Raw genomic sequence first — 18,715 nt, 5'->3', positions numbered from 1 at the left:
CGCCGCCTCAGAGCCGCCGGTCGAGGAAGTCAGCGAGCGTCTGGAACATCCTGATCTTCTGGTCGACGTCGGTCGAGGCGTGGCCTTCCTCGCCGAGTTCGACGTACTCGTAGTCACCGTCTTCGCCCGCCTCGTAGCCCAGTTCGTCGAGGCGGTCGCGGAACAGACGGGCCTGTGAGACCGGGACACGACGGTCGTTGACGCCGTGGACGATCAGGAGCGGCGCGGCGAGGTTCTCGGCGTGCGTGATGGGGCTTCGTTCGTCGTACAGGTCGGGATTTTCCGCCGGGGAACCGACGTTCTTCTCTAGCAGCTCCGTTCGGAAGTGGGGCATCGTGTTCTCGTACATGTCGTGGAGGTCGGTCAGACCGATCCAGGCGACACCGGCATCGTACAGCTCCGGGTACATCGTCATCTGACAGTACGCCGAGTAGCCGCCATACGAACCGCCGAAGACGGCGATGCGGTCCTCGTCGACCCAGTCCATCTCTTCGAGAATCGTCGTCCCTTTCGCGATGTCGGCCTGCTCGTCGCCGCCCCAGTCGTCGTACAGCGTGCGGACGAACTCCCGCCCGCGCCCCGTCGAACCTCGATAGTTCACCTTGAGTACGCTGTAGCCCTGCGAGCAGAGGAACTGCGTGTACAGGTCGAAGCCGCGCGTGTCCTGTCCGCGTGGGCCGCCGTGGGGATTGACGATGGCCGGCGACGGGCGTTCGCCGGCGTCGTACAGCAACGCTTCGATCTCCAGCGATTCGCTGTCGGTCCCGTCGAGTGCCGGCGGGACCGTCTCGCTGTCTTCGAACGCCGCCATGCCCGCCGACTCGAACGTGAAGTACTCCGCGTCGACGAACATCTCGGGGTCGAGATCACCGTACGTGGCTTCGATCAGGGGATCGGTCTCGTCGCTGGTCAGATCGTACCGCAAGAGATCCGGCCGACGGTCCGGCGTCGTGTGTGAGAGGACGAGCTGCTCGTCGTCGACGACGGCGCTGCCGGCCCGGCCCAGCGACGCGACGCCCGGCGGCAGGTCGAGTGTCGTCGCCGCACCGGTCTCGATGTCGTAGACGACGATCTCTTCCATGCACTCTCTGGTCCGGGTCGCGAGGAAGCGGTCGCCGTCGGGGAGGAACTCGTGTGCGGCTTCCTCGAACTCGCCGCCGTACCAGGTGACTTCGTCGGTCGTCAGATCGTAGACGCCACAGCGGCCCAGATCGGTCGAGTTGTCGGTCACGAGCAGGCGCTCGCCGTCGGGTCCCCAGTCCTCTGGCGCGACCTCTGCGCCGGTGTCGCCGATCTCCAGATTTCGAGGGTTGGAGCCGTCGGCGTCGGCGACGTAGGTGTCCATGTTCTCGTAGATCTCGGTCTCGTTTGTCGCGTAGGCGATCCGGTCCCCATCGGGCGAGAGGAGGCCGGCGTAGGTCGCGCGCTCGTAGTCGGTCAACTGTGTCGTCTCGCCTCTCGCGAGGTCGTGACGGTACAGTTGCATCTGGCCGGTCGCGGTCGATCCGATCAGGAGGGTCTCGCCGTCCTCACCCACGTCGTTGAGCGTGTTCTGGCCGTCGAACTCGACGACCGACTCGACCGTGCCCTCGCGGTCGATGGCGTAGATATCGTTCTGTTCGTTGCCGCCCTCGTCGAGATGGAAGAACACCTGCTCGCCGTCGGCGGCCCACTCGACGTGCCACCGGGCGTTGCGCGGCACGTCGCCGTCGCTCCACCGGGTGCGCTCGCCCGTCGCCACGTCGATCACGTGGAGTTCGTTGCGTCCCGTCTCGTCGTAGTAGACGGCGACTTCGCTCCCGTCGGGCGAGACGGTCGCGTGGTGGAAGGTCGGAAGGCTTGCCAGTGCTTCGAGGACATCCTCGTCCATAATCCGGTCCTGTTCTCGGTACTATAAGAAACTGTGCCCGGTCCGGTACCGGGACCGACGCCGAGGGTCACGCGCCTTGCCCCGCCGGCCCGATGGATAGGGTCGTAGGCAGTGTCAAACGACGCCGTAGAGATACCCTACTCGCCCCGTCAGCGGGCGTACGCGTCGAAGGGGTTGTCGTGAGTGAGCCGTTCGACAGTGGCCTCGTCGACCCCCGTCGCTCGCAGTTTGGGCAAGAACTCTTCGACGAGGTACGTGTACTCTCTGGTCTCGCCACCATCGGGTTCCGACGGGTCGTACCAGCCCCGGTCCTGGCTCAGGAGGAGCTGGTCGCCGTAGCCGGCGTCGAGCATGTGTTCGATCAGGTCGAGGTAGCGTCGGTCGTCTTGGTCGTCGCCGCCGATCCAGTCGTACTCGATCCACGCCCCGCGCGCTGCGACGCGTTCGTGGGCCGCCACCGGCTCTGCCTGCGAGTGGATCCAGATGAACTGCTCGGCCGTGTAGCCAGCCGCTTCGAGCAGGTCGAGTTGCTGGTGGACCACGTCCTCGTGGAGCGTGTGGCTGCCGATCACGGCACCGGTCTCCGCGCCTGCACGCGCCGCCGCACGGAGAATCTTCGTCTCGTCGTCGGAGAGACCGGTCGGATCGTCGTCGTCCGTACTGACCTTGATCCACGCCGCTTTGACGCCGGTGTCACCGACGCCCTCGGTCAGTTCTCCGACCATCCACTCGTACAGTTCGTCCTCGCTGGCCTCGCGGACCCACTCGGGGATCGCTGGCTCCTGATAGACGCCGGTCGGGACGACGATGGGAAAGTCAGTGGCTTCCGACACGGCCAGGTCGATGTCGACACGTCGGCCGACACCGTCCGGCGTGCATTCGACCAGCGCGGTGACGCCGGCGTCACGTGCCCGTTCGAGCATCGGTCCCATTCGCTCGACGACCGGTGCCACGTCGGCGTCCCGCCAGTTCGCTTCCTCGCGTGGCCCCAGATCGACGAAGACGTGTTCGTGTGGGAGGATCAAGCCGAGGTTCTCACGACTGTAGGTCCCGAGTGTCGTGTACAGTGTTGGCATAGCTCCTAATTAGTGGGCGACACGGTAACTTCTCTGGGACGTTCGGGTCGGTGTGATCAGCGTGACCGACCCGGTAACGTAGGCTTGTCGTAACGACTCTTCACTCACCGGGTGTGTGCTCGGCCGATAGCCGTCGCCAATCTCGTGGCGTCTGGAGAGAATCGACAGACGGAAGCGGGGTAAAATGGCATAAACGATCAACTCTCTTTTTAGCAGCGTGGGGCCAAAGCAGCATGTGGTCGTCAATGGGAGTGTTCGATAAAGCAAAAGACGTTTCCCACCTCGGGGAACCCGATGGGGACCGTCCGTATCTGTGCATGCGATGCGAGACCGGTCTCCAGGTTCAGTACCACTCCTGCCCGGCGTGTGGCGGGTACGATATCCGCCGGGCCAAGTGGGTGCGAGAATGATCTTCGGCGGCCACGATTACGACGCGGCGCCCGCTGATTCGGACGGTTGGCACCGTTTCCCGCTCGACTCTCTGTCGTCGTGCGGTCGATCCGGTAACGACCGATAGCTGTCCGTCTGACACGGTGCTTGCGCCGTCGCGCCGACGAGGCGCGTGCCTGTCTCCGGCCACTGGCCGGCTCTCACCGTCGCTTGTTTCCTGTCCCGCTCGTTGGCACACACCAGCCACAGACACAAGTAGTTCAGACTCCATCGCCAGCGTATGCACCGGCGCACACTCGGCACGACGGGTATCGACGTGACTGAAGTCGGACTTGGCACCTGGAACATCGGCGGTGGCTGGGGCGAGGTCGACGACGAGACGGGCCGCGAGGCCGTCCGGGCCGCCCTCGATGCGGGGATCGACTTCATCGACACGGCCGACGTGTACGGCGACGGGCGCAGCGAGCGCCACATCGCCCACGTCCTGGACGAGCGCGACGCCGACGACGTGACCGTCGCGACGAAGGCGGGCCGGCGACTGGACCCCCACGTCGCCGAGGACTACGACTACGAGCACCTCTCGGCGTTCGTCGACCGCTCTCGGGAGTACCTCGATCAGGAGACGCTCGATCTCCTCCAGTTGCACTGCCCGCCGACAGAGACGTACTATCAGCGCGAGACGTTCGGGGCACTCGACCGGCTCCGGGCCGAGGGGAAGATCGAACACTACGGCGTTAGCGTCGAGAAAGTCGAGGAGGGCCTGAAGGCCATCGAGTACCCCGGCGTCGAGACGGTCCAGATCATCTTCAACCCCTTCCGCCAGCGCCCCGCCGACCTGTTCTTCGAGGAGGCGAAACGGCGCGACGTTGGCGTGATCGTCCGGGTCCCGCTCGCGTCGGGCCTGCTGACCGGCCAGCTGTCGCGTGAGGACACCTTCCCCGAGGACGACCACCGGAACTTCAATCGCGAGGGCGAGGCGTTCGACCGTGGCGAGACCTTCGCGGGCCTGCCCTACGAACGAGGCCTCGACGCCGTCGACGAACTCCGCGAGCACGTGCCCGAAGATCTGACGATGGCCCAGACGGCCCTGCGGTGGATTCTCGACTTCGAGGCCGTCTCGACGGTGATCCCCGGTTCGACCTCGCCCGAACACATCCGCCAGAACGCCGCTGCCAGCCAGGCGGCGCCCCTCTCCCATCAGACCCACGGCGCGATCCGGGACATCTACGAGGAGTTCGTCTTCGACGACGTCCACCACCGCTGGTAGTCGCCGGTCGCCTCCACCGTCGACTTCGACCACGGCCGACCGACAGTCGGGCCTGCCCGCTCGTGATATTATTCGAAAATGATACTTGTTCGATAGCCACTCACCACCAGCTGTCTCGGTGTATTCGTCCGGTCGATGACGACCCTCGACGACTCGCCGAGTGGCCGATCCTCGCCGCCCGATCCGCTCGCCGGGGCCAGAAAAATCGGTTTACTGACACTGTTTACGGTGATCCGAGCCTACACTTCGATCTCGCTGTCGACGTTTGTCTTCGAAACCGAATGACCTGCTGTCTGTGGCTTTATTTACTATATCTGACTGTAAACGACCACTCCAATATAAGGAATCTGGTACTTAACAGTCGGTTTCGTTTCGGAACGTTGCCATTCGTCAGACGATCGTCTGGCGCGCGTCGTTCATGTGACTGAACCCGATGTCTCCTTTCGGCAGGCTACGCTGGACAGTGTCGTCGGGACCAGTAGTTCTTTCGGCCGCAGACAGAACGTCTCTGTTTTCTTTCACTGCTTCTGGTGGCCCCGGTTCGCACCGCACAGTTCAAGTGTGCTTGCAGTAATGCAACGGCCGTGGCACTCTCGTTCGACTGTTTCGGAACGCTCGTCGACGCCGACCGGCCCACGGAGCCGTGGGAGGCGGTCGGTGACTCGCTCGCGGCCCGGAACGTGCGAGTGCCAGACGACTGGGAGCGGGCGTACCGGACCGCCCACCGCGAGTACGACCGCGGCGCGGAGGCGCCACTGGACGAACACGTCCGCCTCGCGCTCGCCAGTCGGGGCGTCGAGATCAGCGAGACGACCGCTCGCGAAGCGACACTCGCCGCCTTCGACGCTCCGGTGACGGTACGCGAGGGAGCGCGCGACGCGCTCGCCGCGGCGCGCGAGCACGGCCCGGTCGCCGTCTGCTCGAACTGCAGCGTGCCGGGTCTCGTCGATCGCACGCTCGACCGGGCCGACATCGCCGTTGCCCACGTCGTCACGAGTGTCGACTGCGGGTGGCGAAAGCCCCACGACGCCATCTTCGAGGCGACTGCCGACGCCCTCGATTGCTCGCTGGCCGCCCTCGTCCACGTCGGCGACGACGCCCGCACCGACGGCGGTGCCGAGCGAGTCGGGGCGACGGCGCTCCTGCTCGACGACGTTCCATTGACGGACCTGCCGGCGTGGCTCGCGGACCACGAACCGGATCGGACGGGGGGCGAGGGACCGTGATCGCCGCCCTCGCTGTCGTGCTCGCTGCAGCCCTCGAAGTCGCCGTCGCCGAGCCACCCCGTCGCTTCCACCCCGTCGCCGGACTCGGTCGCCTCGTCGCGCCGCTGGACCGCGAGTGGGCACGGCCGCGTCTCGTCGGTCTCGCTGGCGCACTCGTGCTCCCGGTCGCGGCGGGCAGCGCTCTCGGCGGTCTCGTCGTCCTCGCAGGGATGGCCTCGCCGTGGCTGTCGGCGCTCGTCGCTGGTCTCGTGCTGTTCGTCACGACGAGCCTGCGGATGCTCATAGACGAGGCTCGCGATACCGTCGCGGCCACCGAGCAGGACCTCGACGCTGCCCGGTCGTCGCTGCGCGCGCTGGCCGGCCGCGACGCAAGCGTTCTCTCTGCCGGCGAGGTTCGCAGCGCGGCCGTCGAGAGCGTCGCCGAGAACCTCGCCGACGGGCTGGTCGCGCCACTCGGTGCCTTCGCCGTCGGCGTCGCCGTCGGGGCGCTGGTCGGCGGGACGACGGCCGCGCTCGCGCTCGGGACCGCCGGGGCGGCGTGGGTCAAAACCGTCAACACGCTGGACTCGATGCTTGGCTATCGCTCGAAGCCGGTGGGCTGGGCACCCGCACGCCTCGACGACCTCGTGATGTGGCTGCCGGCCCGCGTCAGCGCGCTGTTGCTCGCCGTCGTCGCTACCGACCTCGGCGCGCTCGCTCGCGCGCGGCCGTGGCTCGCCGGCGTTCCCTCGCCCAACTCCGGGTGGCCGATGGGAACGCTCGCGGCCGCCCACGGCGTGCGGCTCGTCAAGCCCGGGGTGTACGAACTCGACGGTGGCGCGTCGTTGCCCGACCGAGCGGCGAGCGAGCGGGCCATCAGGACCGTCGCCGTCGCCGGCGCGCTGGCGTACCTCTCGACGGCCGTCGTCGCCGGCGTGGCGACCACTCCCGTCGTGCCTTCGGGGGTGATCGCGTGATCCGAGCACTCCGTGGCGCGCTTGGCTTCCTCACCAGACTCCCGGTCGGCCACGACGAGCGCGCGTTCGACGCCTTCCGCGAGCGGCCCGCGGCGTTCCCACTGGCGGGCTACGTCGTCGGGGCGTGTCTCGCTGTCGCGGTCGTCCTCCCCCTTGCGGCACCGACGACGGCGTTCGCACTTGTCGTCGCGCTCGTCCTCGTCACCGGCGTCAACCACGCCGACGGGCTGGCCGACCTCGGGGACGCCGCAGTGGTCCACGGTGATCCCGACCGCCGACGTGCGGTGATGGCCGACACGACCGTCGGCGTCGGCGCGGTACTGGCGCTGGCCGTCGGCCTGCTCGGGGTGACGATGGCCGGGCTTGCGCTGGCATCGCTTCCGGTGGCGGTCGCCGCGGCGCTCGTCCTCGCGAGCGAGGTCGGCGCGAAACTCGCGATGGCGACGCTTGTCTGTCGCGGGACGGCGAGCCACGAGGGCTTTGGCTCGTCGTTTCTCGACGGACACGACGCCCGCGACCTCCCGGTCCCGGCGCTCACTGCGCTCCCGGCTGTTCTCCTCGCCGGGCTGGCCGGCGCGCCACTGGCGGGTGTCGCCGCCGTCCTCGCCGCGGTGGTGGTCGCCCTGTACACCGAACGCTGGGCCGACACCCACCTCGGTGGCGTCGGCGGCGACGTGCTCGGTGCGACGAACGAACTGGCGCGGGTCGCCGCGCTGCACGCGGGGGTGATCGTGTGGACGCTCTCGTGATGGCCGGCGGATGCGGGACTCGGCTCGACACCGATCGGGAAAAGCCACTCGTCCGCGTCGGCGGTCGGCCACTGATCGATGCGGTCCTCGACGCGCTCGCGGCGAGTGCCACAGAGCGGGTCCTCGTCGCCACGTCCCCGGCGACACCGGCGACGACCGCCCACGTCGCCGTCCCGACGGTCGAGACGCCCGGCGACGGTTACGTCGCCGACCTCGACGTGGCACTCGCGGACGACCGGATCGCCGAGCCGACGCTGACCGTCGCGGCGGACCTCCCACTCCTGACCGGCCCGGTCGTCGACCGCGTCATCGACGCTCACGACACCGGCTCGCTGACCGTCGCCGTCCCCGCCGAACTGAAGCGCTCGCTCGGTGTCAGCGTCGACACGACGTTCGACCATCGGGGCGAGACGGTCGCACCGACGGGCGTCAACGTCGTCGGGGACGGCCGCTCTCGAACCATCGTCCTCGACGAGCCGGCACTCGCGGTCAACGTCAATCGACCCGGCGACGCCGCCGTCGCTCGTGACCGATTCTGCTCGGATCGCTGACGCTCGAAAGAATTATCCGCGTTACCGTCAGTAACACGTGTATGTTCCCGGAGGCCGTCGACGATCTCAGAGCCGGTGGTGCCCACGAAGGTACCATGGACGAGAACGGCCGCGTCCCCCACGGTAGTACGGACGATCCGTGGCTGCTCGATTTCAGCGCTAACACGAACCCACGGATGCCCGAGGGGACCGCTCGGGTCTACGAGTCGGCGCTGGCGACTGCCAGCCGGTACCCCTCCGAGGACTACTGTGCCTTCCGGGCGGCCGCCGCGGAGGTCGTCGGCTGTGAAGCCCGGCAGGTGATCCCGACGGCGGGTGGACTCGCCGCGATCAGGCTCACCTGCCAGACGACCCTCCGGCCCGACGACTCCGTCCTCCTCCTCGCACCGAGCTTCGGCGAGTACGCCCGCGAGGTCCGCCTACAGGGGGCCGAGCCGACGTTCGTCGACCACGACACCGTCCTCGACGCCGACCCGGTCGACCACGAACTCGTCGTGGTCTGCAATCCGAACAACCCTACCGGCGAGTGCTACGACCGGGACCGGCTCGGACAGTTCGCCGAGCGCTGTCGCGAGGTCGGCACGACGCTGCTGGTCGACGAGGCGTTTCTGGGTTTTACTGACCAGTCCTCGCTCGCCGGCACGCCGGGCGTCGTCGTCGTCCGGTCGCTGACCAAACTGTACGGGCTGCCGGGACTGCGCGCCGGTTACGCCGTCGCGACGGGGCGACACCGCGACCGCCTCGACACCGCTCGCATCGCGTGGTCGATGGGCGAGCCAGCCGCCGCCGTCGGCACCTACTGCCTGCGCGACGAGGCCTTCGTCGCCGCCACCCGCGAGCGAGTCCGCACCGAGCGCGAACGCATGCGGACACAGCTTTCGGGCCGATTCCGGGTCTACCCGTCGGACGCGCCTTTCCTCTTGCTCGAACTCGACGGGGACGACAGCGTCGACGACCTCATCGAGGACGTACGCCAGTACGACATGGCGATCCGTGACGCCCGCACCTTCCGCGGACTCGACTCGCACGTCCGCGTCGCCGTCAGGATGCCCGACGAGAATCAGCAACTGCTGGGCGTGCTCGATGCTTGATGCCCGGCGTCGAGACGGCGTCTGTCAGTGTCACAGCGAGGGCACGCGCTGGCTCGGGACCGGCTACGCCGGCGGCTATCGCCGGGCCGACGCCGTCTACAACGTCACCGTTCCCGAGGGGTTCGACCGCACCGACCTCGAAGCGTACGTCGACGAGCGCCGCCGCCGGGCCGATTTCACGGTCGACGGGCCGGGCCTGCTCACCGGCGTCGACGTGGCTCACGCCCGCTGTGCGCGTACTGGACCCGTGACTGCCGTGGCGACGGTCGGGGTCTCGAACCCCGCAGCACTACCGCTCGATCCGGACGCGACCGACTCGACTGGTCCCGCGCCGGACGAGACCGCCGACTGGCGGCCGGGGACGGTCAATCTCGTCGTCGGCACCGACCGCGCGCTCGACGACGGCACGCTCGCGGAACTGCTCGCGGCCTGTGTCGAAGCCAAGGCCGCCACGCTCTCGACACTGGTGGGCGTGCCGGGGACGACCAGCGATGCTGCCTTCGTGGGTAGTAACCCGAACGGCGACCGGGCGGCGTTCGCCGGGAGCGCGACGGCGGTCGGATCGGCGGCGCGGGCCTGCGTTCGCGACGCCATCCGGGCGAGCTTTGCGGCCCGGTACGCCGACGACGAACCGCCGGCGTCGGTCGAGGATGCCCGCTACGGCGTCGTCACTGACCGGACGGCGACGGTGTTCGAGCCGACGCAGCGGTGATCACTTCTCGGTGGTTTCGAGACGGGCCTCGTAGGCCTCGCCACGAAATTCGAACCGTCGCCGTCCCCTGCCGGTCTCTGATTTGCCAGCCGCCTCCTCGGCCGTGAAGTCGTTCGTGCGGACGACGACGCGTTCGATATCATCCGTCAGGAACGGGAGTGCGTTCTTGAACATCCCCGTCGAGCCCGGGTCTCGCTGGCGCATCACCTGCTCGGCGATGATCCGTTCGTCGGCCGCGTCGGCGCGTGTCAGCACGAACACTCCCTCGTCTGAGTGGTTCTCGTCGCTCCACTTCGGTGTCGTCACTCTCACGGTCTCGCCGTCTCGCGTCGTCTCGACAGCGGGATCGGGGGTGACCGTGGCGGGGTCGCCGACCAGTTCCACGAGTGCGCCACTGAAGTCAGTCTCGTGGCCGTAGCCGGCGACGACCGCGTACTCGCCGCCGCCGAGGTATCCTCGGTCGTAGACAGCCCGTGTCCGGGCTTTCGACGGCGTGCTCTCGACAGCTTTGCTCCGCCCAGCGAACGCAGCCAGCACCCACCGCACACTGCTCACGGCTGGCACCGATCGACAGAGGAGGCTGTGCCTTACCGGTCCGATGTGGAACCACTCGTCGTCGACGAGCTTGAGGAGGTTCCAGTGGCCACACGTCTTGGCAGTGAACGTGTTGTTGAACAGTTCGAAGGCGATTCGTCCGGGGCATTCGAGGCGCTCTCGCTCGGGATACACGTACGTGAGCGTCGACTGGTCGCTCTCGTGGTACCACTGGATCGTTCCATGCTGGAAGGCTGGCAGCGAGCGGCCCGCAAAGCGGGAGGCGGCCGTGCCGTCGGCTGTCCTGACTGGCGGATCGGCGGTCTCAGTTCGAGTGTCCGTTCGTTCGGTCCGTGGTGCGTCTCTCATCGATTGGCAGCCTGCCAATCCGATCCCAGTGACGAGCGTGGTGAGGAGGACACGGCGGCGCATGGTAGTCCTGTCTAGTGGACCTGCAATATTCTTTCTCCACTCTGGACACGAATCGAACGTCGTGACCGCCACACGGATGATCGCCGACTGCCAACGACGAGCTATGACCGACGAACCCGCAGGACCGCGAGCCGAACAGATCACCCCCAGCGCCCCCGAGGAGTTCGGTCTCGTACAGGTGTGGTGGGGCGACGGGAAAGGAAAGACGACGGCCGCGCTCGGGATGGCGATGCGGGCCGCCGGCCACGGGTATCGCGTGCATCTCCTCCAGTTCATGAAGGGCGGCACCGCGTCCGTCGAAGACGTGCGCGGCGAGTACAACGCCATCGCGGCGCTGCCCGGAATGAGCTACGAGAACGCCGGTCACTACGGCTGGCACGGCTTCCTCGATGGCAGCGACGACGACGAACACCACGCCCGCGCGAAGGGTGCGCTGGCACGGGCCGAGGAACTGGTCGAGGCGGCCGGCGACGCCGATCTGGATGCGCCGCTGGCGCTCGATGGCCCGCCCGAGGACGGCGTCCACATGCTGGTGCTCGACGAGATCGTCTACGCCGCGAACCGCGATCTGATCACGCCGGCCGACGTGATCGACCTGATCGAGCGCGCCCCGGACGGTCTCGAACTCGTGCTCACGGGCGGCCACGAACGGCCCGAGTTCCTCCTCGACCACGCCGATCTGGTGACCAACGTCGCCAAAGAGAAGCACCCGCTCGACGCCGGTCAGGGCGCGCGAAAGGGGACCGAGTTCTGACGAGTCAGCCGTCGCCGTCGAGCGTGGACTGCTCGACCGCGTAGATGGTCACGGCCTCGTTCTCGAAGGCGACGCTGATCCCACGCTGGCGAGCGAAAGGTACGTCACCGTAGCGCTCGCGCTCGGTTGGCCCGAGGTAGATGTAGCGCACGTCGTACCGTTTCAGCACCCGCGTTCGTTCTGCGACGCTGCCATCGTACACCGTCGCGACCTGCTCGGCTCGCTCCTGATAGATCGCCTCGCCGTGGTAGTACGTCGCGTGTTTCCAGCCGGCGACTGTCGGCACGCCGGTCAGCGTCGCGGCGGGATTTGCCTCCCAGCGGAACGTCTTGTTTCCGACGGCGGAGACCATCGTCGGCCGCCCCTCGCGATCGTCGAGCCACTGGATCGCCGCCATCTCCGCGGGGTGGCGCTCGCCCTCCGGTGTGAGTGCGTCGAGCGTCGGGTCGTCGACCTGACTGTACATCGGCCCGTAGATCGGCGTCGTACCGGTGAAGTGGTTCGCTGTGGCGACGCCGCCCCACAGCGACAGCGAGACGAGCAGGAGGGCCGTCGCCACGACACGGGGGCGCGGCAGGGACTTCGTCGCCCAGAGCAACTCCTCGCCGGGGCCGCGCCCACGTGCGAGGATCCGGGTGAGCGCGACGGCGGCAGCCACACTCCAGAGGATCCACACCTGTGCGTAGGCTTTGAACACCGTGTTGTACCGACCGATGCTCGCGGGGTCGTCGAGGTAGGCCACGTCGACGAGGACGACCAGTCCCGCGCCAGCGATCAGCAACACCGTTTCGAACCCGACAGACGAACGCCGGAGCAGGAGCCAGCCGACGACCACGAGCGTCCCGTACACCGCGAACGACGCGGCGTCGAGCATAACGCCGACGAACAGCAGATTCGCGGCGAGGCTGGCAGCCAGCAGCGTCCAGTGTCGTCCCGACTGCCGGGTCTCGTCTGGCTCTCGCGGGGTCAGGAGTGCACGGAGGTGCGGCCAGAGATAGGTGACGAACACCACGAGGAAGGCACCGTGGAGCAAGACGAGGACGGCAAGCCCGCTCCGGTCGGGGAACAGGCCGAGTTCGAGACCGCCGTTCAGACGGCCGACGTAGGGTCCGACGAGCACCATCGCGCAGACCCCCAGCCACGCTGCGACGGCGAAGCCACCGAGGACACTCGTCACTTCTCGCCTGACCGCGCCCATCGAGCGGCCGCCGTCGGTCGAGAGGGGCGATGTGGGCGGTGTTTCGGTGGTGTGGCTACCCGCCATTGGTTCCCACCAGGGGAGCAGGGTACCGGGGTGGGCCGGCGCGAGTGCGACGGCGAGCATCACGAGTCCGCAGGCGGTCGGAAAGCTCCACGAGTTCGTCAAGAGGACGAAGCCAGTCACGGGAGCCGTCGCGCCGAGCAGTGCCCAGCGTCGACGCTGCTCGACTGCGGGTGTGCGAACGTACGCGAACAGCAGCGCCCCGAGCAAGAGAAGGAAGGGGGGACTCATCACGTGGGGGTGAAAGCCGCCGTGGAACGTCGAGAACAGGGGAAAGTCCAGCGGTGCAAAGTGGGGGCGAAAGCCCGACGCTTGCGTGTAACTGAAGCTGTCGCTCGTCACGAGTGCCGGATCGACGTGCAGGACGCCCGCGATGTCGGTCGCAAGCGGTGCGGGTAGCTCCCGGACGACGAGCTGGACGAACCCGAACGTGTTGCTGGCGACACTGGTGAAGAACACGCCTGCGAGACCGGCGACGCGGTGACTGACGCCGTGACCAGCACCGATCGCCCCGGCGAGTCCGTAGCTTGCCGTCGCCAGCGTCGCCAGGATCGTCGGCAGGTGGAGATTGTAGGCGTAACGGGCGGGCGTCGTCGTCAGCGTCGCCAGCACGCTCCCGAGCAGGTGGCCGCCGTAGTAGTACCGAACGGGCTGGCCGGCGAGCCACACGTCTTCCGGCGGCAGCGTACTCGCCCGTTCGAGGGACTTCAACAGCCCGAAATTGAGGAACATCTCGCCGCTGTGGGCGTAGATCGCCGGATCGACCGCCCGGATGGCCGTGACCGCGAGGAAGACGACGGTAAAGACGGCCGCCGGGCCGCGATAGGCTCGCAGCCGAAGCTTGCGATTTCGCCGGACGAGGATGCCGAGGTCGAGTGCCGCCAGCACGACGATGGCCGCGACGACGGCGACCGGTCCGAACCACACTCGGCCGAGCCAGTAGACGACGAGTGTGAGGAGCACCGCGACAATCGGGAACCCGAAGGCGGCCCCGTCGTTGGGGAACTGATCGAAGACGACGGCAGCCACTGGTAGTCCAAGTACCGCGAGCGCGTGACAGCACACCAGCCACACGACCACGACCCCGTATTCCATCGTACCGAATCGAACTGCCGGTCGGCGTATTGTAATGACGCGACTATTCTGCTAGCGGGCCGCTGTGGCGGGGCTGGGTGTCGTTATCGCTGGTGTATCTCGACTGGCCGACGATGCATTTCGAGGGGACATTCACGCCGGTCAGCGAGAGTAACCCTCTCTTATCGAGTCGGTCATCCCGGTCGCAGTTGCCGAGCAGCACTTCCAGCGTGGGTTCCGGTGGTGCAGCGCGCACACAGACTGCGGCGCTCCTGCTCGTGTCGACACGCTGCCCTGTTGCAGCGATAAGATCGGCGTATCGAGACATAAGCCGACCGAACTGCTCGGCCGCTCTCGTTGCTGTCTGCTTTCTGTCGGTTCCTTCTCTATAACGAAGACACCGACGGCCGTTGGCTGTCCCGATGAGCGAAGCATCTCTCCCTGAGACACGATTACAGCAAGCAACAGTCGTCGTACTGATCGCGCTGGCAGTCGTCCTGAGTCCGGTCGTCGCCGGACTCACGGTTCCGGCGACTGCCGGCGACGACGGGACCCTCGCCCAGCAGGCCACACCGAGTGGCTTCTCGGGTGAGCGCACTCTCAGCGACGCCGAGACGAAGTACGTCGGCGAGGGGACGAACGACACGGCCGGCTGGTCGGTCGCCAACGCTGGTGACGTCAACGGCGACGGCGTCGACGACCTCCTGATCGGTGCGCCCGACAACGACACCGGCGGGACCAACGCCGGTGCAGCGTACCTCGTCTACGGGCCGGCCGAGCCAGGGAACGTCTCGCTCGCCGACGCCGACGTGAAGATGGTCGGTGCGAGTGACTCCGACCGGGCCGGCTGGGCCGTCTCGTCCGCGGGTGACATCAACAACGACGGGTACGCTGACGTACTCGTCGGTGCGCCGGGCAACGACAGCACCGCTCAGAACGCCGGTGCCGCGTACGTCGTCTACGGCAGCGAGAGTCTGGCGGGCACGGTCGCTCTCACCGACGCCGACGTGACACTCGTCGGCTCGGCGGCCGGGGATCGTGCGGGCTGGTCGGTCTCGAACGCCAGCGGGCTGGACGGACCGGACGGCGTCGCCGTCGGCGCACCGTTCCGCGACAACGGCACCGGCGCGGCCTATCTCGTCTCCGGTGAGCAACTGGTCGGCACCGTCGACCTCGATGCCGAGTCGACAGCGACCCTGACGGGTGCTGGTAGTGGTTCCCGTGCCGGTCGCTCCGTCTCGAACGCCGGCGACCTGAACGACGACGGTACGGCCGATGTCATCGTCGGTGCGAGCAACTACACCGCTCCCGGCGGTCCAGCCAGTGCGGGCGCGGCGCACGTCGTCTTCGGACCGATCGGTGGCACACAGAACCTCTCGTCGGTGGGCCTGACCCTGACCGGCGTCGACGCGAGCGACCGCGCGGGCTGGTCGGTCGCCTACGCCGGTGACGTGAACAACGACAGCATCGACGACGTGATCGTGGGCGCACCCTTCGCCGACCCGAACGGGGCGAACGCTGCCGGCACCGCCTACATCGTCTACGGCGACGCCGAACCACCGACCCAGTTCTCGCTGGCCGATGCCAGTGTGACCCTCGAAGGCGAGGGAGCGCGAGACCGGGCCGGCTTCGCTGTCTCCTCGGCCGGCTCCGGGGACGTAACCTGTGACAACGTCGACGACGTACTCGTCGGCGCGCCGGGCAACGACTCCGGCGGGAACCTCTCTGGCGCGGCCTACGTCGTCGCCGGATCGTCGACACTCTCTGGAACGGCGTCACTGACCGACGCCGACGCCAAATTCGTCGGCGAGGGCGCGGGCGACCGCGCTGGTCGCGCGCTCTCGGACGCCGGTGATCTGAACGACGATGGCTTCGACGACATCGTGATCGGCGCGCCGCGCAACGACTCCGGTGGCAACGACACGGGTGCGGCCTACGTCTTCACGAGTGAATGCGCTGTGGAACCGACGCCGACTGCAACGGCCACGGCAACGCCGACTGCAACGGCCACGGCAACGCCGACGGAAACCCAGACGAAGACGCCGACGGCAACGCCGACGGAAACCCAGACGAAGACGCCGACGGCAACGCCGACGGAAACCCCGACCGCGACGCCGACCGCGTCGCCAACGGCAACCCCGACCGCAACGCCAACGGCAACCCCGACTGCGACGCCGACCGCGACGCCGACTGCGACGCCAACGGCCACGCCGACTGCGACGCCGACTGCCACGCCGACCGCGACGCCGACTGCGACGCCAACGGCCACGCCGACTGCGACGCCGACTGCCACGCCAACGGCCACGCCGACCGCGACGCCGACTGCGACGCCAACGGCCACGCCGACCGCGACGCCGACTGCGACGCCAACGGCCACGCCGACCGCGACGCCGACTGCGACGCCAACGGCAACCCCGACTGCGACGCCGACCGCAACGCCGACTGCGACGCCAACGGCAACCCCGACTGCGACGCCATCGCCAACCCCGACCGAGACGCCGTCGCCAACCCCGACGAAGACGCCATCGCCGACGCCAACCGAGACGCCATCGCCGACGCCGACTGATGCCCCAGTCAGTGTGATCTTCAACGGTTGTGGCAACGCGATGGTCACGGCGCCGGATCTGTCGTATCCCGTCACCGTTGAGGTGCAGGTGTTCAACCCCGGTATGGGACCGAACAGTGGGTACCAGACGACCACGCGTACGCTCTCGTCGTCCGGTGGCTCCGTCGCGAGTCCTGGTGGCAAGATGGTCGCGATCAACGTCCCCGGGCTGGGTGCCTACCTGAATCCCACCTTCGACCAGAACGATCCGTCGGCACAGTGTCCGGGTGGGCAGAAACCCGGCACACCAATCAATCAGTTCCCGCCGTTCTCGAACAACGGCGAGAGCGGGGTCGGCAACGTGCCTGCCAACCAGAACTCCGCGTCGACCGCCGGGCTGTCGCTGTCGGTCGGGTGGGTCGTCACCCTGCTCGCCGCTGCCGGGCTGCTCGTCATCAGTCGACGCAAGGACTGAGATTCGCGATCCCGTCTCTCTTTTGTCTGCTGCTGGTCTCGGTCGTTAGCGACCGTTCGCGTCGTCTCCGTGTCGGTGCTCTTGTAGAATCTCCCGTGCGGCCGCTACGTGGTCGTCCGCCTCCTCGTCGCCCGTCCCCTCGACGTGCGAGAGGAGTGACTCGATCTTTTCCAGTCGCTCCTGCTGGACCGCCGGATCGAGGTCGTGCTCGGCCAGGTCGACGGCGACTGCTTCGGCTTCACCGAGCCACCGACTCGCCGTCCGCTCGACCGGGCGCTCGGCAGTCGCTCGCAGGTGGTCGGCCAGCGAATCGAGGTGCTCGTCCATATCGCTGATAGCACCCCTCGGTGGATGACGGTTTCGGGGCACGGTCGTCACCGGCGTTTGCTCCGCATCCACAGTTCTTTAAACAAAGGAAGCACAGTCGTGGGTAATGGTCGAGGCGTTCGCGGTCGCGAGCGGGAAGGGCGGGACGGGCAAGACGACGAGCACGCTGGCGCTCGGGATGGCGCTGGCCGAGGAGTACGACGTGACGGTCGTCGACGCCGACATGGGGATGGCGAACATGCTGTTTCACGCCGGGCTTTCGGACGTGGAGACGACGCTACACGACGTACTGTCGGCTGACGCGCCGGTCGCCGCTGCGACCTACGACCGGTTCGGGATGACCGTCGTCCCCTGTGGGACGAGTCTCGACGACTTTCGAGACGCCGACCCGACCCGGCTTCGCGAGGTCGTCGCCGAACTGGCAGCCGACACGGACGTACTCTTGCTGGACTCGGCGGCCGCGCTGGACAGCCGATCCGCGGTGTTGCCGATCGTTCTCGCCGACCGGGTGATCGTCGTCCTCCAGCCGACGATTCCCGCCCTCTCGGACGCGCTGAAGGTTCAGGAGTACGCGACTTCCTACGGCACTGGCATCGCGGGCTTGCTCTTCAACAAGGTCCACGACGACGACGCCATCGAGCGCATCGCCAGCAAAACCGAGCAGTACTTCGACGGGCCGACGCTGGCAACGGTCCCGGACAGCGAGGCCGCTCGCGAGGCCCGCCGGGCCGGTCGTCCGTTGCTCGCTCACGCACCGGAGACACCGCCAGCCGAATCGTTCCGACAGGCCGCGGCACGGATCGACGTTCGGGACGGTGGTCCCGAGGCGGTCGCGGATCGCTTCCGTAGTGCCGTCATCCCCGACTCACCATGAACGTCCCCGAGGGTACGCTGTTGCGGTCACGCGTCGTCGGCGAGCCTCGCGGCCCGCTCGCGGCCGCACTCGACCGACGGCTCACTGGCTACGCCGTCTTCGAGCCACAGGAGACGCTGTTGCTCGACAGCGGCGGCCGGGGCATCGTCACGTTTCGCGACGGCGTCCCGGAACTGGCCTACTACACGGGAACGGATCGCGGCGGGGCGGCGGCGCTGGCCGACTTGGCGATGCCCGGTCCCTACCACGTCGAACTGTATCGGCTCTCGCCAGCGTCACTCGACTCGATCGGCGACCACAGCGACCTCTCGATCCCGCCCGGAATGGCCGCCGAGCGCCTCGCCGGTGACCCCGCACTGGCGGCCAGTACGCGCCGCGCTGCACCCAGTGACCGGGACCTGTGCGCGCCGTCGGACGAGGGGGACGACGAGCACAACGCAGATCCCGGTGCTGTCGAGGCCTTCCTCGCCGACGAGACCAAGATCGACGCGATCAAGACACAGGCCCGGGAGGAGGCACAGCGCCGCGCCGAGCAGTGGGGGTTCGACTGA

16 protein-coding genes are annotated in these 18,715 nt (G+C 67.8%); 11 read left to right on the top strand and 5 right to left on the bottom strand.

Features of this window, described 5'->3' with window-relative positions:
• Window positions 1–7 precede the first annotated feature (7 nt).
• Both AC5FRW_RS09990 and AC5FRW_RS09985 read right to left on the bottom strand, forming a co-directional pair.
• Window positions 8–1,870 (bottom strand): S9 family peptidase, encoded by a 1,863-nt coding sequence (locus AC5FRW_RS09990; RefSeq protein ID WP_493568306.1) that lies wholly within the window; start codon window positions 1,868–1,870, stop codon window positions 8–10.
• A 149-nt stretch (window positions 1,871–2,019) separates the two neighbouring features.
• Window positions 2,020–2,946, bottom strand: coding sequence for a phosphotriesterase family protein (locus AC5FRW_RS09985; RefSeq protein ID WP_493568305.1), 927 nt, complete (start codon window positions 2,944–2,946; stop codon window positions 2,020–2,022).
• Between the two features lie 670 nt (window positions 2,947–3,616).
• Between AC5FRW_RS09985 and AC5FRW_RS09980 the strand changes: the two genes are divergently transcribed.
• From AC5FRW_RS09980 to AC5FRW_RS09950, 7 genes are all read left to right on the top strand, one after another.
• Entirely contained in the window at window positions 3,617–4,603 is a 987-nt protein-coding gene (locus AC5FRW_RS09980) for an aldo/keto reductase (RefSeq protein WP_493568304.1), read from the top strand.
• Window positions 4,604–5,187: 584 nt separating this feature from the next.
• Window positions 5,188–5,829: an HAD family hydrolase gene (locus AC5FRW_RS09975; RefSeq protein ID WP_493568303.1), complete on the top strand. Its 642-nt coding sequence runs from the start codon at window positions 5,188–5,190 to the stop codon at window positions 5,827–5,829.
• Window positions 5,826–6,785: an adenosylcobinamide-phosphate synthase CbiB gene (cbiB, locus tag AC5FRW_RS09970; protein ID WP_493568302.1), complete on the top strand. Its 960-nt coding sequence runs from the start codon at window positions 5,826–5,828 to the stop codon at window positions 6,783–6,785. The genes AC5FRW_RS09975 and cbiB overlap by 4 nt, the downstream gene beginning before the upstream one ends.
• The gene (gene cobS / locus AC5FRW_RS09965; RefSeq protein ID WP_493568301.1) at window positions 6,782–7,534 is read left to right on the top strand and encodes an adenosylcobinamide-GDP ribazoletransferase; all 753 of its coding nucleotides are present in this window, start codon (window positions 6,782–6,784) and stop codon (window positions 7,532–7,534) included. Before cbiB ends, cobS begins: the two co-directional genes overlap by 4 nt.
• Window positions 7,534–8,085 (top strand): NTP transferase domain-containing protein, encoded by a 552-nt coding sequence (locus AC5FRW_RS09960; protein WP_493568558.1) that lies wholly within the window; start codon window positions 7,534–7,536, stop codon window positions 8,083–8,085. Before cobS ends, AC5FRW_RS09960 begins: the two co-directional genes overlap by 1 nt.
• Window positions 8,086–8,126: 41 nt before the next feature.
• Window positions 8,127–9,176: a threonine-phosphate decarboxylase gene (locus AC5FRW_RS09955; RefSeq protein WP_493568300.1), complete on the top strand. Its 1,050-nt coding sequence runs from the start codon at window positions 8,127–8,129 to the stop codon at window positions 9,174–9,176.
• Window positions 9,169–9,888 carry an adenosylcobinamide amidohydrolase gene (locus AC5FRW_RS09950; RefSeq protein ID WP_493568299.1) on the top strand — a complete coding sequence of 240 codons (720 nt, stop codon included), beginning with the start codon at window positions 9,169–9,171 and terminating at the stop codon, window positions 9,886–9,888. The genes AC5FRW_RS09955 and AC5FRW_RS09950 overlap by 8 nt, the downstream gene beginning before the upstream one ends.
• Here the strand turns inward: AC5FRW_RS09950 and AC5FRW_RS09945 are convergent, their stop codons facing one another.
• Entirely contained in the window at window positions 9,889–10,791 is a 903-nt protein-coding gene (locus AC5FRW_RS09945) for a hypothetical protein (protein WP_493568298.1), read from the bottom strand.
• Between the two features lie 166 nt (window positions 10,792–10,957).
• Between AC5FRW_RS09945 and AC5FRW_RS09940 the strand changes: the two genes are divergently transcribed.
• Window positions 10,958–11,608: a cob(I)yrinic acid a,c-diamide adenosyltransferase gene (locus AC5FRW_RS09940; protein WP_493568297.1), complete on the top strand. Its 651-nt coding sequence runs from the start codon at window positions 10,958–10,960 to the stop codon at window positions 11,606–11,608.
• Window positions 11,609–11,612: 4 nt separating this feature from the next.
• Here the strand turns inward: AC5FRW_RS09940 and AC5FRW_RS09935 are convergent, their stop codons facing one another.
• Window positions 11,613–13,964: a DUF2298 domain-containing protein gene (locus tag AC5FRW_RS09935; RefSeq protein ID WP_493568296.1), complete on the bottom strand. Its 2,352-nt coding sequence runs from the start codon at window positions 13,962–13,964 to the stop codon at window positions 11,613–11,615.
• Window positions 13,965–14,365: 401 nt separating this feature from the next.
• Between AC5FRW_RS09935 and AC5FRW_RS09930 the strand changes: the two genes are divergently transcribed.
• Window positions 14,366–16,963 (top strand): hypothetical protein, encoded by a 2,598-nt coding sequence (locus AC5FRW_RS09930; protein WP_493568295.1) that lies wholly within the window; start codon window positions 14,366–14,368, stop codon window positions 16,961–16,963.
• Between the two features lie 45 nt (window positions 16,964–17,008).
• Here AC5FRW_RS09930 and AC5FRW_RS09925 read toward each other — a convergent pair whose 3' ends face one another.
• Window positions 17,009–17,290 carry a DUF8152 family protein gene (locus tag AC5FRW_RS09925; RefSeq protein ID WP_493568294.1) on the bottom strand — a complete coding sequence of 94 codons (282 nt, stop codon included), beginning with the start codon at window positions 17,288–17,290 and terminating at the stop codon, window positions 17,009–17,011.
• 106 nt (window positions 17,291–17,396) lie between these two features.
• Here AC5FRW_RS09925 and AC5FRW_RS09920 point away from each other — a divergent pair, with 106 nt between their 5' ends.
• Window positions 17,397–18,164, top strand: coding sequence for a nucleotide-binding protein (locus AC5FRW_RS09920; RefSeq protein ID WP_493568293.1), 768 nt, complete (start codon window positions 17,397–17,399; stop codon window positions 18,162–18,164).
• The gene (locus AC5FRW_RS09915; RefSeq protein WP_493568292.1) at window positions 18,161–18,715 is read left to right on the top strand and encodes a DUF8054 family protein; all 555 of its coding nucleotides are present in this window, start codon (window positions 18,161–18,163) and stop codon (window positions 18,713–18,715) included. Before AC5FRW_RS09920 ends, AC5FRW_RS09915 begins: the two co-directional genes overlap by 4 nt.

The organism is Halomicrobium sp. HArcht3-1 (genome assembly GCF_058933345.1).
Note: the sequence above shows the minus strand (reverse complement) of the source record. Positions and strands in the feature narration are given on the sequence as shown.

What these genes read in the sequence shown, in the direction of transcription:
- AC5FRW_RS09950 (WP_493568299.1), top strand. Translation starts at nt 9,169, where the DNA reads ATGCTTGATGCCCGGCGTCGAGACGGCGTCTGTCAGTGTCACAGCGAG.
- AC5FRW_RS09980 (WP_493568304.1), top strand. Translation starts at nt 3,617, where the DNA reads ATGCACCGGCGCACACTCGGCACGACGGGTATCGACGTGACTGAAGTC.
- AC5FRW_RS09960 (WP_493568558.1), top strand. Translation starts at nt 7,534, where the DNA reads ATGGCCGGCGGATGCGGGACTCGGCTCGACACCGATCGGGAAAAGCCA.
- AC5FRW_RS09945 (WP_493568298.1), bottom strand. Translation starts at nt 10,791, where the DNA reads ATGAGAGACGCACCACGGACCGAACGAACGGACACTCGAACTGAGACC.
- AC5FRW_RS09955 (WP_493568300.1), top strand. Translation starts at nt 8,127, where the DNA reads ATGTTCCCGGAGGCCGTCGACGATCTCAGAGCCGGTGGTGCCCACGAA.
- AC5FRW_RS09935 (WP_493568296.1), bottom strand. Translation starts at nt 13,964, where the DNA reads ATGGAATACGGGGTCGTGGTCGTGTGGCTGGTGTGCTGTCACGCGCTC.
- AC5FRW_RS09940 (WP_493568297.1), top strand. Translation starts at nt 10,958, where the DNA reads ATGACCGACGAACCCGCAGGACCGCGAGCCGAACAGATCACCCCCAGC.
- AC5FRW_RS09915 (WP_493568292.1), top strand. Translation starts at nt 18,161, where the DNA reads ATGAACGTCCCCGAGGGTACGCTGTTGCGGTCACGCGTCGTCGGCGAG.
- AC5FRW_RS09920 (WP_493568293.1), top strand. Translation starts at nt 17,397, where the DNA reads ATGGTCGAGGCGTTCGCGGTCGCGAGCGGGAAGGGCGGGACGGGCAAG.
- AC5FRW_RS09985 (WP_493568305.1), bottom strand. Translation starts at nt 2,946, where the DNA reads ATGCCAACACTGTACACGACACTCGGGACCTACAGTCGTGAGAACCTC.
- AC5FRW_RS09925 (WP_493568294.1), bottom strand. Translation starts at nt 17,290, where the DNA reads ATGGACGAGCACCTCGATTCGCTGGCCGACCACCTGCGAGCGACTGCC.
- AC5FRW_RS09990 (WP_493568306.1), bottom strand. Translation starts at nt 1,870, where the DNA reads ATGGACGAGGATGTCCTCGAAGCACTGGCAAGCCTTCCGACCTTCCAC.
- AC5FRW_RS09930 (WP_493568295.1), top strand. Translation starts at nt 14,366, where the DNA reads ATGAGCGAAGCATCTCTCCCTGAGACACGATTACAGCAAGCAACAGTC.